14 protein-coding genes, 1 tRNA gene and 1 pseudogene are annotated in these 15593 nt (G+C 59.1%); 2 read left to right on the top strand and 14 right to left on the bottom strand.

Annotated features, from left to right (window positions below; all coding sequences use genetic code 11):
• Positions 1–63: 63 nt before the first annotated feature.
• From CRO18_RS07615 to CRO18_RS18590, 4 genes are all read right to left on the bottom strand, one after another.
• Positions 64–282 (bottom strand): hypothetical protein, encoded by a 219-nt coding sequence (locus CRO18_RS07615; RefSeq protein WP_097081685.1) that lies wholly within the window; start codon positions 280–282, stop codon positions 64–66.
• On the bottom strand, positions 282–1265 hold the full coding sequence (locus tag CRO18_RS07610) for a type VI immunity family protein (RefSeq protein WP_170952596.1): 984 nt from the start codon (positions 1263–1265) through the stop codon (positions 282–284). The genes CRO18_RS07615 and CRO18_RS07610 overlap by 1 nt, the downstream gene beginning before the upstream one ends.
• A 960-nt stretch (positions 1266–2225) precedes the next feature.
• Entirely contained in the window at positions 2226–2624 is a 399-nt protein-coding gene (locus CRO18_RS18595) for a hypothetical protein (RefSeq protein ID WP_143128611.1), read from the bottom strand.
• A 245-nt stretch (positions 2625–2869) separates the two neighbouring features.
• On the bottom strand, positions 2870–3421 hold the full coding sequence (locus CRO18_RS18590; RefSeq protein ID WP_143128610.1) for a hypothetical protein: 552 nt from the start codon (positions 3419–3421) through the stop codon (positions 2870–2872).
• A gap of 230 nt (positions 3422–3651) precedes the next feature.
• Between CRO18_RS18590 and CRO18_RS07605 the strand changes: the two are divergent.
• A pseudogene (locus CRO18_RS07605) lies at positions 3652–3921 on the top strand (transposase); the annotation flags it as partial.
• 331 nt (positions 3922–4252) lie between these two features.
• Here CRO18_RS07605 and CRO18_RS07600 read toward each other — a convergent pair.
• The 9 genes from CRO18_RS07600 to CRO18_RS07560 all read right to left on the bottom strand — a co-directional run bounded on the left by CRO18_RS07600 (position 4253) and on the right by CRO18_RS07560 (position 12645).
• A tRNA-Arg gene (locus tag CRO18_RS07600) sits at positions 4253–4329 on the bottom strand.
• 66 nt (positions 4330–4395) lie between these two features.
• A complete protein-coding gene (locus tag CRO18_RS07595) occupies positions 4396–4854 on the bottom strand; it encodes a GNAT family N-acetyltransferase (protein ID WP_097081683.1) in 459 nt (152 codons plus the stop codon).
• Positions 4855–4911: 57 nt separating this feature from the next.
• Entirely contained in the window at positions 4912–6525 is a 1614-nt protein-coding gene (locus CRO18_RS07590) for an FGGY-family carbohydrate kinase (protein ID WP_170952595.1), read from the bottom strand.
• A gap of 99 nt (positions 6526–6624) precedes the next feature.
• Entirely contained in the window at positions 6625–7260 is a 636-nt protein-coding gene (locus tag CRO18_RS07585) for an ATP-binding protein (RefSeq protein ID WP_097081682.1), read from the bottom strand.
• Complete coding sequence (locus CRO18_RS07580) at positions 7260–8108, bottom strand: sugar phosphate isomerase/epimerase (protein WP_097081681.1); 849 nt, start codon at positions 8106–8108, stop codon at positions 7260–7262. Before CRO18_RS07580 ends, CRO18_RS07585 begins: the two co-directional genes overlap by 1 nt.
• Positions 8109–8112: 4 nt before the next feature.
• Positions 8113–9105, bottom strand: a complete 993-nt coding sequence (locus tag CRO18_RS07575) for an ABC transporter permease (protein WP_097081680.1) — start codon at positions 9103–9105, stop codon at positions 8113–8115.
• Positions 9102–10097 carry an ABC transporter permease gene (locus CRO18_RS07570; protein ID WP_097081679.1) on the bottom strand — a complete coding sequence of 332 codons (996 nt, stop codon included), beginning with the start codon at positions 10095–10097 and terminating at the stop codon, positions 9102–9104. The genes CRO18_RS07575 and CRO18_RS07570 overlap by 4 nt, the downstream gene beginning before the upstream one ends.
• Complete coding sequence (locus tag CRO18_RS07565) at positions 10090–11586, bottom strand: sugar ABC transporter ATP-binding protein (protein WP_097081678.1); 1497 nt, start codon at positions 11584–11586, stop codon at positions 10090–10092. Before CRO18_RS07565 ends, CRO18_RS07570 begins: the two co-directional genes overlap by 8 nt.
• Before the next feature lie 78 nt (positions 11587–11664).
• The gene (locus CRO18_RS07560) at positions 11665–12645 is read right to left on the bottom strand and encodes a substrate-binding domain-containing protein (RefSeq protein WP_097081677.1); all 981 of its coding nucleotides are present in this window, start codon (positions 12643–12645) and stop codon (positions 11665–11667) included.
• Positions 12646–12878: 233 nt separating this feature from the next.
• Here CRO18_RS07560 and CRO18_RS07555 point away from each other — a divergent pair, with 233 nt between their 5' ends.
• Entirely contained in the window at positions 12879–13925 is a 1047-nt protein-coding gene (locus CRO18_RS07555; protein ID WP_097081676.1) for a LacI family DNA-binding transcriptional regulator, read from the top strand.
• Positions 13926–13932: 7 nt separating this feature from the next.
• Here CRO18_RS07555 and CRO18_RS07550 read toward each other — a convergent pair whose 3' ends face one another.
• Complete coding sequence (locus tag CRO18_RS07550; RefSeq protein ID WP_097081675.1) at positions 13933–15423, bottom strand: hypothetical protein; 1491 nt, start codon at positions 15421–15423, stop codon at positions 13933–13935.
• Positions 15424–15593 lie beyond the last annotated feature (170 nt).

Genomic DNA, 15593 nt, shown 5'->3' with positions numbered 1-15593 from the left:
GGGAAAGGCATTACTTTCCAGACTCGCAGCATATTGTCATGCTTTCCCCGCATGACGACAAAATTAGAACAGCTCCGCCGCTTCTCTCATCCTTGCTGCGTCATAGTTTTGGCTGCTGTCGGAAAAGATCGGCGCCGAAAGCGCGTAGACCATTTCAATGGCCTGACGCTTGGTGAGCTTTTCCATGTCAAGGCCGATGATAACCGGCGTCATGCGCGTTCCGTCGGGCTTCCATTGCTCGAAGCCGATCGCGGCGAGGGGGGTGGTGTTGTCGTGCAGCATCAGTCGAACCGACGGACCCAATCAAGCGTGACTTGCAGGTCTTGTTCCCGGGTGAAGCCCAACTCTTTCGGCGTCTTAATGATGCCGCGCTGATAGCCTTCGAAGCGGATCGGCTTGATGATCCGCGCGGCGGTGCGATAGCCTTCGGGAATGCCGCCGCTCGCCGCATTGCCAAGCGCCGGCGTTTCGCAGGCGCGGATGATGGCACCGCCCTTGAAGGGGAGGAAGGACATGCCCTGCCCGAGGCGTTCGCGGATTTCCCCCTTGCCGCCGAGCTTTTCGATATTGGCGTCCCCCAAGATGGTCAGCCAGTTCGAGGTGAATGGCTGGTCATAGCCGCCCCGACGCGAGGCGCTCCAATAGACGCCGAGTGATCCCTGATCAACCAACGGATAGGCCTGAAGCCACGGGTACCAATACGGGCCAGTGCTGTTCTCTGACCCGGGTGTCCCCAAGACACCGAAGCCAAAACTGCCGTGGATGGCGCCCAGTTGCTCGACCCATCGCAGGGCGAGCTCTGCAAGGCGATCAGCATCGCGTGTCATGAGATCCGGCGGGAAATGGGCCTCGAGGCCGGAAAGTTTGTAGGGCTGAAAGTTTACGCCGAAAACATCTCCGTGCAGATGCCAGCAGGGGGGGGCGTAATAATCTCCACCGAGTTCTTCATAAACATCAATTCTTGCATCTGCATTTTCGGGGTCTGGTTCCTTGCTCAGGAAATAATCGGGCACGCGATGGGGCTGTGCCATCCGCCTGCGTCGCCCTTCATCACTCATGTAATGCGTGACCCGACAGCCGGGAATGGCCAGATAATCTTCGGCAACCTTGAAGAATTGCTCCCGCTTTGCAGGGGAGTTGTTCAGAAAATATAATTTGAGCAGTCCTCCGAGGCGGGTTGCGACGCAATCTGGATCATTCTGATCGTATAAAACTGCGGCCGCCTCGAGATTCCTGGCGATTGTCAAATTGGCAGGTACCATCATATTCTTACTCAGCATTTCTCTGGTTTAGCTCTGCCGGTCTTGCAATCGCAGTCTCGATCCACTTTGAGTTCTTGAAGCTCGGCATCCTGATCTTCGGCAATTTCGCGATAAGTTTCGTTGGCCTAAGCTACTGTATAGCCATCACCAAGGAATTTCATCGCGAAGATCTTCCACAATTTACCATCTTTCCACCAAGAAATATCCGGCCTCGGAGCGCCGGCTACCACTGGAGCGCTGGTCGGGTATGCGGGGTAGTTCTGGCTCATAACCGCTGATAGGTTCCTGTCTCGTCAAGCTTGTAGCTGACTTCGGGGCGCGGACCATCGGCATTTGGGCCCGCCGGTCGGTTCGGCGACCACGGATTTCTGCAAATACAATGTCGTCCTTCCGCGGCAGATAGGCACCCGCCTTCCGCTCTACCCAAAACCTCATGCTGCGCCCCCGACGAGTGTCCGCTTCGGCAAACCTGCACCGAGAGGGTCGACCGGCAGGATTGGGCCGGGAACGTCGATACGACTCCGCGGGCATCGAGGGGGCCTGCCGCAGCGCCGCATGACCGGTTCGAGCCCAGAGTGACCAGGATCGCGCGGGGGCTCCGCTGCGGGTGCATTCGTCCGCTCCCAGCCCAACTCGCCATTCGTCTCGGTTGCCCCGCACGGTGAAGCGGACCTTCATCCCAACACCATGGGCGCACGAGGATCGGACCGTCCCGCCATTTGCTACAAGGGGCGACATGTGCTTCGCTTTTCGTCGAATCCGCGCAGGAACCAGACCAAAAGCTTTTATCTTTGTGCGAAATGTCCGCCACTATTTCTCAGGACCGCATAATTCGGTGTGGGGCCGAAATTCCACACTCGCCCTTGTGGTGTTGTGTCGTAACACTGTTCGAAGAGATAGGTGCCTTATTGAAGCAACGCAATTCTTCCCATCCTGATGAATTTTCCGCGCTAGCGCCGGCTATCAATGAACGTTTGAGGTCACTTTTGGTTTCGATTGATCTACATTCACTTCGAGTGTTCGGTCAACAAAGCCTTGGCCGTCGAAGACTCTCACAGGAATCTGGAGATTTAATCCTGTTTTGGGATCGTATCGACTACTTGCGCGCATCAGATCAACCTCTGAGAAGCTAACGGTTTCTCCATAAGATATAAGTGTTCCTTGAAAAATTGGCGAGTCCTTCGATCTCACCGAAACAAGAACATGCGACGCTCCAGCAGCAGGCTCATAAAAGGTATTCAGGTGGGCAAGCCGTATGTCACCATTGGCGTAAGAGCGAATATTTTCTCCTACAGGGAGCACTAGATACAATGCGCTGGCCTCCGGAGCGTTCCCGGGGCGTTGAAGAGTTGGTTGGCTCATGCGATGTCTTTCCATATAACAAATTGCAAGTTTTTGGTGGAGGATACAAACATAGAGAGGCAAGGGCGCCGAGATCTCTAAGATTGGAAAGTTCTTTTTAACCTCGGGGCAATATTCTGCAGATCATATTATTGCCAATTCCGCATTAAGTAATTTCCTCGAAAACTCTGCACTTTGAGCCGTGAAGAAAAAGCTGAGTGGATTTTCTATATAGCGCCAAAAGCCAATTTCACGACAACTTGTTGCTACCTCTCGTTGGCTGGATATAGAGTATAATCGTATGCCGTCCTTATGAGTGTTGCATCTACAATATAATACCCTCTAATCTGTAAAACTCTGTTGCCGGGCTGCTCGAAATCAGTCAACAAGCACCTGAGAGATTGATGTGGATACTGGCGGCGATCGCCAATAAAGATCGATGTGTGGCCGTGATAGTCGGCTGGTCTATGGAATGACACTTCGAATTCCTGATCGAAATTTGTGATACTGCCAGGGTTGTCGCAAGTGTTCTCCTCCTGATCCGGAGATGTATGAGCGACCGGGCCATAACTGCTCAAGCTAAAGGAATTTAGCGGATCTGCTTCAGTGACGTGCTCAAGTGTCAAATCAAGCCATATTATCTGGCCATCAAGCAGATCCAGCGCCCGTTGAAAGGTGTTCGCTTCATCTTCTGAATGATCCGTTCCGCCATCGAAGGTAATATGTGCGGTTATCCTTGATGTATCGGCTGATGCCGAAGAGGTTTGGAGTATCGGCAAGGCTGATAAAGCCAAGGAAAAGCAAAGATACTTGATCATTTTCCATCCAATTCAATCTTTGATAAAGTACCACCCCCAACTGCCCAATATGTTTTCGCGACAACGCTCCACAAAATCCAAATTCTACTGGAAGAGTGGATCAGGCGCACATCGATATGTCAAGAAAAATGCAGCATCAACCACTCGCCAGCCCCCAAGTTTCACGACGTAAGCGCTTTGATATCTGGAAACGTAGGTCCTGTTGACAAAAGGGATTCCAGCCCGCGTGAATGCGTGATTCAAGCCCATTCTCGAGATGGGAGACGATCGTGGCACGCAACCTGATATCCGACGACGAATGGGCCTTTTTCGAAGCCTTCATCCGAGCTGTTCGTCGTCCGAACGGGCGCAAACCGTCGAACCATCGCCTTGTTCTGGACGGTATTTTCTGGATCGCTCGGACGGGCGCGCCATGGCGGGACCTGCCGGAGGAGTTCGGCAAGTGGTCGTCCGTCTATCGCCAGTTCCGCCGATGGACGCTGGCTGGACTGTGGGACGATACACGACACTAACGATTCTGTCGGCCGAAACCGGTGCGCATAGGAACACGATCCGGGCCGTTCTGCAGAACGAGGGGGTCCAGCCGTTCCGACCGAACGGCTTGGATGTCGGACCGATCTATCTTCGCAACGCTGTTGAGCCGGTTGTCGCACTCTTGAAAACTCAGGGTGAAAAGTGACCGCTAACCACGGGTTACGATGAAATACCGTTCTATCCCAGTGTGCTAGAAGAAACCTTCGACACGGCACCCCAAGCCTCTTGACATGGGGTGTGCATGAAAACCGCCAAAACGTGCAAGCTTATGGTGCATTGGCAAAAATTCTGATTGGATGGCGGCCCCTGAAGGATTCGAACCCTCGGCCGTCCGCTTAGAAGGCGGATGCTCTATCCAGCTGAGCTAAGGGGCCGCACCGCCCCCTTTTGCGTTAAGCGCGCGCGCGGTGCAAGCCTTGGTGCAAGCCTTGCGGGGCGCACTAAAGCGCGCGGGTCAGAAAGACTGACATCGGATCGGGGCCGTAGCCTTCAAAGGGGGGGCATTCCGTGAAACCAGCGGCAAGGTAAAGCGCGCGGGCCGGGGCGAAACTTTCCTGCGCGCCGGTCTCTAGGCTCAGTCGTGCAAAACCCAAGCGCCTCGCCTCTGCCAACAGATGGTCGAGCATCGCGCGGGCAAGCCCCCTGCCCCGCGCCTCGTGCAACACATGCATCGATTTGATCTCCGCATGTCCCGCATCAATGCGCTTAAGCGCCCCCATCGCCAAAGGCGTGCCCGTTTCGCGCAGCACATAAAACCAGATGCCTTCTGCCGCCAAAGCGGAGGCGGGCAACATATGGATCGATTCTGGCGGGGTATCGGCATGCATCGCCTCGGTGTGGCGCGCATGCAAAAGGGCCAAATCCTCCTGCACCGGATGTTCAAGCGTGATCATAATCATAGAGCCTCCGGCCACGTTTATGACCCTGCGCCTAAGGGAAAGAAAGGGGCGATCCCCTCAGCCTTTCATCATGTCGCAATAGGCGGCATAGTCTTGCTGCATCCGCTCAAAGACTTGGTATTTGCGGGCGTGGAACTGCGCGATGTCGCCGCCGCGCGGGGCCACCACCTGCCCACTACCCGCCATTGCCGCCATCGCAGAAGCCAAATCGGGTTGCGAGCCTGCGGCAACAGCGGCGAGCATCGCACAGCCCAAAAGCACCGGCTCGGCGGTTTCGGGCACCAGCACAGCGCAGCCTGTGGCATCGGCGTTTTCCCGCACGAAAAGCGCGTTATTGGCGAGCCCACCACTCATCACCAAAGTGTCGATTTGCGCGCCCTTGGCCCGCATCGCCTCGATGATCTGGCGCGTGCCATAGGCGAGCGCCTGCACCGTGGCGAGGTAATCCAGCGCAAGATCATCCAGATCACAGCTCAGCCCCAGCCCAACCACAGCGCCTTTGCGCCACGGTTCGGCCAAGGGGGAGCGGTTGCCGTGGAAATCGGGCTGCACGTGGCGCGTGGCGGTGAGGGTTGCGGTTTCTTCCGTCATGCTCGCCAGATGCTCTTCAATCAGCGCCGCCACGCGTTTGCCCTCGGCCTTCGCGCGCTCGGCCAAAGGAACAGCGGCGGCATGGCGCGCGATCACCGCATCCATCAGCGCGCCCGCCGCAGATTGACCGCCTTCAAGCGCCCAAACACCGGGCAGCACCGCGCCGAAGTAAGGGCCCCAAACACCCGGCACAAAGCGCGGATCGGGGTCGAGCGCGATATGGCAGCTTGAGGTGCCCGCAATCACCGCAAGCCGCCGCTCCCAGCCCGCGCCGCCCACACCCAAAGTGCCCAAAGCGCCCGCATGGGCATCAATCATCGAGGTGGAAACCGCGATACCCGGCGCAAGACCCATTTCTGCGGCGGCCTGATCGGTCAAGCACCCTGCCAAACGACCGGGCGGGGCGAGTTGCGCGCCAATGGCCGCATGCCCGGCCTCAGAGAATTCGGCCAACCCAATAGCGGCCAGAAAATCATCATCCCAGCCCTCCCCCGCCTCGCCGCGATGGCCAAGATAGGTCCATTTGCACACGGTTGAGCACAGCGAGCGCACCGCCGCCCCGGTGGCGCGATGCACCAGCCAATCGGGCAGGTCCCAAAAAGCTTGCGCCTGATCCCATGCCTTGGGCGCTTCGCGTTTAAGCCAGCGCAGCTTCGGCAGTTCCATCTCGGGCGAGATGCGTCCCCCCACATGGGCGAGCGGCGCGCCCCCGATGGCGTTGATCTGTGCCGCATCGGCAAGCGCGCGGTGATCCATCCACAAGATCACATCTTGATCGGGCGCGCCTGCCGGGTCGACTGAAACCGGCGCGCCACCCGCCCCGCTCACCACCAAAGAACAGGTGGCATCAAAACCAATCCCGGCAACAGCATCGCCTGCCACGCCAGATTGCGCCAAGGCGGCGCGGGTCGCCGTGCAAACCGCGCCCCAAATCTCAACCGAGCTTTGTTGGGCGAAGTCCGGCGCAGGGCGGAAGGTGGTGATGTCGGCGCTCGCGCTGCCCAAAAGCTGGCCCGCACCGTCAAATACACCTGCGCGCGCGCTGCCGGTGCCAACGTCAATGCCGATGAAGTAGCGCATATTATCCTCCCAATGCGACAGGCGTCGCGGGTCAAGGGGAGGGTGAAGACCCGCGACGCTGCCGTCAAGCCGCGCAAAACGCGGCCGCATTCGCCCCGCTTACGGGACGAAAATCAAATCAGCCGCAATGGAGCGATCCCGCACCGTGTGGCCGTTTGGAATGTCATTGCCGTCAAGCTTATGGTCGATTTCGGCCTCGGTCAGCCCATAGCCGACCCAACGCCCCCGCAAGCGGCGACGCAGCTCGTCTTCGGCGACCTCAATCATCACGGTGCGATCAAAAAGCGGATGCAGCGTGGCCCAAGGATCATCTTGCAAGAGAAGATAATTCCCCTCCGCCAAGATCAGCTTTGCCGTGGGCTCAATGATCCGCGCCGAGCCGCGCGAGATTTCCAGATCGCGGTCAAAGACCGGCACCGCCACCGCACCTTCTGCCGGGGCGCGCAGCCGCCCTAAGGTGGAACGCAGCCCGCCCACATCAAACGTATCGGGCGCGCCTTTCCACGGGCGACGGCCGCGGGCATGGAGCACCGCATCGTCGTAGTGGAAACCATCCATCGGCAAGATCGCGCAAGCACCGGGGCTTTCGGCCTCAATCACCTGCGCGAGCGCGTCTACCAGCGTGGATTTGCCAGAGCCCGGCGCGCCGGAAATGGCCAGCACCTGCCGGTCGGGGCGCGCAAGCATCTCGCGCGCCACCGCCACAAGGCCGAGCATATCGACCCGCGCGCCCATCAGATCAGCCGATATTGCTTGGCTTTGTTCTTCAGGAACGGCAGGCCTTTCGACATCACCTCATCATGGCTTTCCGCCACCGGACGCCAAACCGAGAGGCCATAGCCCACTTCGGGCGGCATGTTGATGAAGCTTTCCATCGCCAAACCGCCCTTGAAGCCAATGGCGGCAAGGGTTGCGTAAATCTCATCCCAATCGCAGGTGCCTTCGCCCGGCGTGCCACGGTCGCTTTCCGACAGGTGGATGTATTTCAGGAACTCGCGCGCGTCCAAAATGCCGTTGCCCGCGCCCTTTTCCTCGATGTTCATGTGATAGGTATCGAGGTGGATGAAGATGTTATCCGCGCCCACTTTGTGGATCATGTCACGCGCTTGCCAACCCGTGTTGATCAGGTGGTTTTCGTAGCGGTTGACCGGCTCGATCCCGAACAAAAGGCCAATTTTCTTGGCATGAGCCGCACCCGCTTCCAGCACGCGGGCGACATTGTCATATTCTTCCGCCGTGCCGGGCAGGCCGGTGCGTTGACCAATGCCGCCGTAGGTCACGCCCGAAAGCGCCTCTGCCCCGCAGGCTTTGGTTTTGTCGAGCGCAAGTTGCAGGTAATCAATCGCCTTTTCCGGGTGGTTCGAGGCCCAGCATTCTTCGGGCAAACCAAGCGAACACACCGCGCGCAGGCCCGATTTTTCTAAAAGGCCAGCGGTATGCGCCGTATCAATCGTGGCGGGTTGCAGCATCGGGATTTCGATGAAATCGACGCCGTATTTCAGCGCCCCTGCCACGGCGCGCTCGGCGCCTTCGTGGTCCCAGTTCATCGTCCACATGCTGGTGTGAACACCGAATCCTTCCATGGTGTCAGTCCTTTCTGAAGGGTATGAGGGCGGCCAGCCTGCCCGAACGCAGGATCATCACGGCGATGAGGAACAGCCCCCAAACCGCGGTCGCAAGATGTTGGTTGGCGCCGATCAGGTTCAGACCAGATGAGAGGATCTGAAGGATCAAGATCGACAAGATCACCGGCGCCACGCGGCCATGCCCACCAAAGGGGTCAATGCCGCCAAGGAAAATCGCCAAAACCGTCACAAGAAGCATCGCTTCGCCATGACCGACGCGGACCGAGTTGAAGCGGGCCAGCATCAAAATCCCGGCAATCGCGCAGACAAGACCCGAGAGCGCATAGATGGTGATCAGAGTGCGCTTGGTGGGCAGGCCCGAATATTCCGCCGCACGGATGTTGGAGCCGACCATATAGGTCGCAAAACCGTGGCGCGACCGCGAGAAGAGCACATGCCAGACCAATGCCACCATCAAGAACAAAAGCAGCGGAAGCGGGAAACCGAAAATCGCCCCATGCCCGAGCGCGCCGACGACATCGGGAAAGCCCGAAATATCGCCGCCCTTGGTCAAAAACTCGCCCAAGCCACGCAGGAAGATCATCATCGCAAGCGACACAAGGATCGGGTGCGCGCCGACAAAAGCAATCACCGCGCCTTCAAGTGCGCCGGCCGCTGCGCCAACGGCCATCGCCGCCACGGCCCCCAAAAGGATCGCTGGCAACCCCGCCTCCGCGCCGCCAAATTGCAGCATGACCCATGCAAAGGTCAGGCCCGAGATATTGGCCAGAAAGATGATCGCCAAATTGATCCCGCCAGAGATCATCGGCCCCAGCATTGCCAGTGTTAGAAGGCCCAGCAGCGGGGCCTGATAGCCCATCGAGCCAAAGTTGGCAGCGGTCAGGAACTTGGGCGAGGCAAGGCTGAAGGCCGTGACCATAACCGCGAGCAAGATCAGCAGGCCAAAGGTCTCGCGCCCCAAGGCATTGCGCAAACGGGTGATGAACGCGCTCATTTCGCGCCCTCCTTGCGGGTGGCGAACAAGCCGCCAAGGTTCATGTTGGAGGTGGAGATCGCGATCAAGATCGCGGCGCCGATGATCATCTTGAAGGCGAAGGGCGAGATACCGAGCAAGTTGAGCCCGTTTTGTGTCACAGCCACAAACATCACGCCGAGCACTGCGCCCAGAACCGTGCCCTTGCCTCCGCCAAGCCGCGCGCCGCCCAAAACGGTGGCGGCCAGCACGTCAAGCTCTCGGCCATAAAGCGCGTTCGGCACCACTTCTTGCACGATATTCACCTGCATCAAGGCGGCGATCCCGGCCATCATCCCGCACCAGCCAAAGGCAAGCCCCTGCATCAGCGCCAAGTTCACACCAGCGCGCCGCGCCCCCTCTGGGTTGTCGCCAAAGGCGTAGATTTGGCGGCCAAGGTTGGTGCGTTGAATGAGGAACCATGTGGCAATGACACAGACGACCATCACCGCAACGGGCATCATCAACTGAGACCACGTGCCATCGGCGGCTTGGTGTTCGTAAAGCGGAATCCGCTCAATCCACCAATCGGGCAGGTTGTAGATCGACCGACCTCGGGTGAAGAACATCAACAGCCCAAAGAAGGCGTTGAAGGTCGCAATGGTGACAACGATCGAAATGATCCGGAACCCGTGGATCAACGCGGCGTTGATCAGGCCCAGCATGATCCCCACACCGCCACAAACGATGAAGCCCAGCACCCAGTTGCCGCCGCCCATCCCAATCAGGATTTTGGCGGCGACGTATTGCACGACCGAGGTGGCCACCGCGAAGGAAATGTCGATCCCGCCCGCGATCAGCACCACCAAAAGCCCCACCGCCCAGATCAAGTTGACCGAGGAGTTGTTCAACAGCGAGGTCAGGTTGGCCGAGGTCAGAAACGTATCCGTTGCAAGGCTAAGGAAGATACAGATCGCTGCGAGCGCGATGAAGATGCGCGTCTCGATCTGGCGGTTTTTCATGAGCTTACGCATAGATTGCCGCCTCCAGCGCTTGAATGGTGGTCTGACGCGGATCGAAGCTTTCGCGAATGCGCCCCTCGGCCATGTGCAAAACGCGGTCCGCGTTATAAAGCACCTCAGAGGCTTCATCCGAGATCAGCAAGATCGCCAGCCCCTGATCGGCCAAGTCGCGCACAATGCGGAAGATGCCCGCCCGCGCGCCCACATCCACGCCCACCGTGGGGCTATCAAGGATAAGCAGCTTCGGTTCGGTGGCCAGCCATTTTGCCAGCACGACCTTTTGCTGGTTGCCGCCCGAAAGCGTCGCAATCGGGTTTTCCGGTGCGCCGATCTTAATCCCCAGCCGTTTGACCCAATCGAGGATCAGTGCTTGCTTCTTGGCGGGCGAAATCAGGCCAAACTGATCAAGCAGCTTCGGCAGTACCGAAATCGCCGCATTGTCGGCAATCGACTGCTTTTGCAAAAGCCCAAGCGACAGTCGGTCTTCCGACACATAGGCCAACCCCTGCGCAATCGCATCGCGCAACGAACCGGGGGTATAGGGCTTGCCCATCAGGCGCATTGTGCCTTGAGCGCGGGTCATGCCAATCATCGCATGGGCGAGTTCGGTGCGCCCTGCCCCGATGAGGCCAGTCAGGCCGACCACCTCGCCAGCGCGGATCGTCAGATCAATGTTCTCAAACTGGCCGGGCACACTCAGCCCCTTGGCCTCAAACACCACCGGGCCAGAGACATCGCGCGCCCAGACATTGCTTTCCAGCAAATGCCCCGTCATCAACTCGCCCAAGCGGGCTTGGGTCATCCCCTCGGTCGGGTAAACGCCCACCAACTTGCCATCGCGCAATACGGTCACGCGGGAGGAAATATCCAGCACCTCTGCCAGACGGTGGCTCACAAAGACCACGGCCACACCATCGGCAGAAAGCTTACGCACGATTTCCAGCAAGCGATCCGTTTCCGATTGCGTCAGCGAGGCGGTGGGCTCGTCCATGAAAATCAGCCGCGCATCATTCAAAAGCGCGCGCGCAATCGCGACCACCTGCCGCTGCGCAATCGGCAGGGTTTCGAGCGGCGCATCCAAATCGAGCGTCACGCCCAACCGCGCCAACACCTCTGCGGCGGCGGCCTTCATTTTTGCAAATGGCACGCCGCGCGGGCGCGCGCCGACAAGCGTGTCGAAGGCGATATTTTCCGCCACCGACATATTGGGAAAAAGCGCCAAATCCTGCCAGATCACCGACACGCCCTTGGCACGCGCCTTGACCGGGGTAATGGTGCCCACAGCCTCGCCGAAAAGGCTGATTTCCTCTGCGCTTTCGGGTGTATAGACGCCGGTCACCACCTTGATCAGGGTGGATTTCCCGCATCCGTTTTCGCCCGCAAGGCAATGCACCTCGCCCGCGCGCACCTCAAAATCGACCGCATCAAGGGCCTTCACCCCGCCGAAGATCTTGGTGATGCCCTTGAGCCGAAGTGCGAAGCCGTCACTGCCGCTTGTCATTGTTTTCGTCCCGCCATGAGGCCGCGGGCGCAGCTTTGCACGCCCGCGGCTTTCCTGGATGATTGGCTAAGCCCGAGCTTAGAGCCCCTTGTCCGCAAGATCGTCGACAGAGCTGTCGTTCAGTTCCAGCAGGTTATCGGTGATGATGTCACGCCCTTCAAAATCGGGATGCACCACACCAAGGCCCGGAATATCCATGCCATCGGTGATTTCTTCGCCATCGGCCAGCATCTTGCCAAGCGTCACGAAGACCTCACCCGCTTGCGCCGGGTTCCACATATAGCCGCCGGTCAGCACGCCTTGGTGCACCATCCGCGCGCCTTGGCCGGGCGAGAACGGGCCCACAACGAAGACTTTGCCCGACATTTTACGCTCGTCGATCGCGCGGCCCGCGCCGATCGGCCCTTGCGACCCAAAGCCCAGGAAGCCTTTCAGATCCGGGTTTGCGGCCATCAGGTCGAGCGCGGTTTTGCGGCTTTCATCGACGTTTTCAGCCACGCCGTAGCGGTCCCCCACCGGCTCCAGATCGGGGCGGTTTTCGGTCAACCAAGCAATCGCGGCATCCGCCCAAGCATTGTGCAGCGGCACGGTGAGCGAACCCACGTATACCGCATATTTGCCGGGGCCTTCGATTTTTTCAGACAGAAGTTTGGCATGGGCTTCGCCAAAACCTTGCGCCGAGGCGAGTTCAAAATCCCAATCAACGTTTTCAAGGCCGGGACCTTCATGCGCGATGACGATGATGCCAGCGTCGCGGGCTTTTTTCAGCACCGGCTCAAGCGCTTTTTCGTCGTTCGGCACAACACCGATCACGTCAACGCCTTTGGCGATCAGGTCTTCAATGGCTTGCACTTGCAGCGCCGGATCCGCCGAGGTCGGACCAATCATTTCGGCGTCCACGCCCAAAGCTTCGGCTTGGCGTTTGATGCCATCTTCCATCGCGTTGAACCACGGAATACCGCCGATCTTCACCACCACACCAATTTCGGTGGCGCTGGCTGCGGTGGCAAATACTGCCGAAAACGCCACTGCGCTGGCGCAGGCGAGAAGCTTCTTCATCTGTTCCTCCCTCGGGCTCATCCACCCGACTCTGACTTCCCCGAACCGCGGGGCTCGGTCGCTGTGCAAACGATTGCGCAAAGGCTCCGAAAAAACGCCCTAGGCCAGCCTCCAAACCAGCTCACGGGCGTAATTGACTTTACGAAGCGTCACATCCAACGCCTGCACAATCGTTGTTGCATATTAAGTCGATTCGGTCTCATCCTGTCAAGGCGACAGTCCCGGACCCAGCAATGAAACCAACCCAAAAACATACCATTCATGACATCGCTATGCGCATCGGCACCTCGGCCTCCACCGTGAGCGCCGCGCTGAATGGTACATGGAAAGCCCGCCGCATCAAAGAAGAGACCGCGCAGCGCATCATCGCGCTTGCACGCGAGATGGGCTATTCGGTGAATTTGCAGGCGCGGGGGCTGCGCACAGCACGCTCTGGGTTGGTGGGGCTGATCTTGCCCGAACACAGCAACCGCTTCTTTTCGGATCTCTCGCAAAGCTTCACCGTGGAGGCGCGCGCCCGCAGCCAATGCCCGGTGATCATCGCCACCGCGCGCAAACCGGAAGAAGAGCTTTCCACCGTGCGCGACCTGATGGGCTATTCGATCGATGCGCTCTTTGTGGCAGGCGCTGCCGATCCGGGCCAAATCTCAGATATCTGCCGCGCCGCACAATTGCCCCATGTGTTCATTGACCAGCCCTGCCCCGGCGCGCCCTCGGTGATCACCGACAATGAAACTGGCGCGCGGCAGTTGACCGAAGCGATCATCGACACGCTCGCCCCCCACTCCCCTGCGCTTGAGGGCACTGGCCGCGAGAAGGTTTATCTGCTGGGTGGCGATGCGCGTTTACATGCCTCCTCGCGCCGAATTGCCGGGTTCCAATCGGAGATCACCGCGCATTTTGGCAAATGTGACGCGGATCAAGTGATTGCCTGCGGCTATGAGCCCGAGGTCGCGCAAACCGAAATACAAGCACTTTACGCGCGCCTTGGCGGCCTGCCTGCGGGGCTTTTTGCCAATTCGATCAATGTCTTTGAAGAGGTTTTGCGGTTCTTGTCGCAACGCCCAGAGATCGAATTGGGTGCGTTCAGCCTGGGGTGCTTCGATTACGAACCTTATGGCGCGCTGTTGCGACTGCCCGTGCATATGGTGCGCCAGCGCCACCTTGAACTGGTCCGCACCGCTTGGGAATTGCTCGACAAGCCGGGCAGCACCGATCTGGTGACGGTCCCGCCCGAAATGTGTTTGGCCCGCCCTCGCAGGCTTCCGCCCGAGTGCTAGGGGCGCTTTACGGCATCATACCCCCCAAAGCCCCCATCGACATGCCATTCACGGTCGGCACGCCATCTTCGCCAAGGCCAATATCCCATTTCAGGCTGCCGTCGGGCGCGCCCTTGGCCAAACCGCGCATAGCCATCAAGCCCATCGCGCCTTGCTGCACATCGGCGGGGCCTTGTTGCATCGCGGTCAGAATGGCATCCATGCCAGAAAGCGAAATCACCGCCTCCAAAGCCTGCGGAGCATTCTTTTCCACATCAACCTGCGCCATGACGTTGGCATTCAAAGCATAATCCGCGCCCGTGACGCGGCTCGGGTTAAGCCGCAAGGTCATGGTCCCATCTGGCAGCATCGCCGCTCCCATTTGCGGATTAGGCACGTCGCCCGTGCCGCCAGCGGCCAAATCTTCCAAGGCAAGCTTCGCCGCCCCGATAAGGTCAAAGCCTTCTAACCCGAAATCGAGCCGCACCGTTTGCGGCATCAAAGCGGTGGCCCAGTCCGGCACCACGCCTGCGGGCACGCTCACCCCCGTCACCTCAAACGCTTCGCGTAGCCCCTCCCCGGCGGTGGAGAACTCGACCTCAAACGTCCCGGAATCAGCTTTGACGCTGGTATCTTGAACCTTCAAGGAAAGTGTCGAGAAATCCGCCTTCGTGGCGGCCTGATCCAGCACCGGAAGGGCTGGCAACATCAGCGCTGCCAGCGCTTGCTGTTCGCTCTCAAGGTCTTTGCCTTCGGCATAAAGCGCCTGCAACTTGTTCAACACCGGCAAAAGCGTGTTCCAGCGCAGCCCTTCAATATGGGTCGTGCCGCTCAGCCCCGCCATTTCCAGAACGACGGGAACCGGCTCTCCGAAGGACCTCGATGGCATTGCAAAACTCTCAGACAACGAGCCAACGCGCGCCTGACCGGTCAGATCAAGCCCATTTGGCCCCTCGCTCACCTGCGTTTGCGCGCGATAATCTGAAAGAACCGCCGTCACTTCCATTTTGTTTGTTTGCCCACGCGGGCTGACGAGCGTCTGCACTTGACGCATGTTGACGCTGGCATAGGCCGTCTGCCAGCCCCGCATGAAGCGCAGCGTCTCATCATAGGTGCCGTTGAACGTGACCCCTTTGAAGACATAATCCGTCACAGCCCCTTCAGGCTGCCCCGGGATCACCATGTTCGTCTGCATCGTCACATCTTGCGGCGCGCTGGAGACCTGCCATTGCCCCTCGCCCAGCGGCATTAGATCAAGCTCATAGGCAGAAATCGCAAAGGGGACCGGTGCTGCGTCAGTTTTGGCGGGCAGCACCCGCGCCAGATCAATTTTCAAAACGTAGTGGTCAAAAGCCGGGGTCACCACCACCGCAGGGCCTGCCGGGCCAAGGGCGGCTTGAATCTGCGTTTGCAATGCTTGTGCACCGGGGCCGCTCGCATGCGGGGTTTGCGCCCACCAAACGCCCCAAGCCACCACACCGACCAGAGCGGTGCCGCCCAGCAAATATTTGCCATACATCCCGAAAACTCCTCCCTGAAACGCGTTGCGACTCTTGTCGCTCAGGCGTGAAATCCTGTCCATCGCGCAAACTGGCGCGGCCCCATTCGCGTCACGGCGCCCCTCACACGCCACTGTGATAGCGGCCAAAGGAACCTTTGCAGATGTGCATCGTTTCTCTTTCAAACCCG

The organism is Rhodobacter sp. JA431 (assembly GCF_900217725.1).
GTDB classification, from domain to species: domain Bacteria; phylum Pseudomonadota; class Alphaproteobacteria; order Rhodobacterales; family Rhodobacteraceae; genus Rhodobacter; species Rhodobacter aestuarii.
Note: the sequence above shows the minus strand (reverse complement) of the source record. Positions and strands in the feature narration are given on the sequence as shown.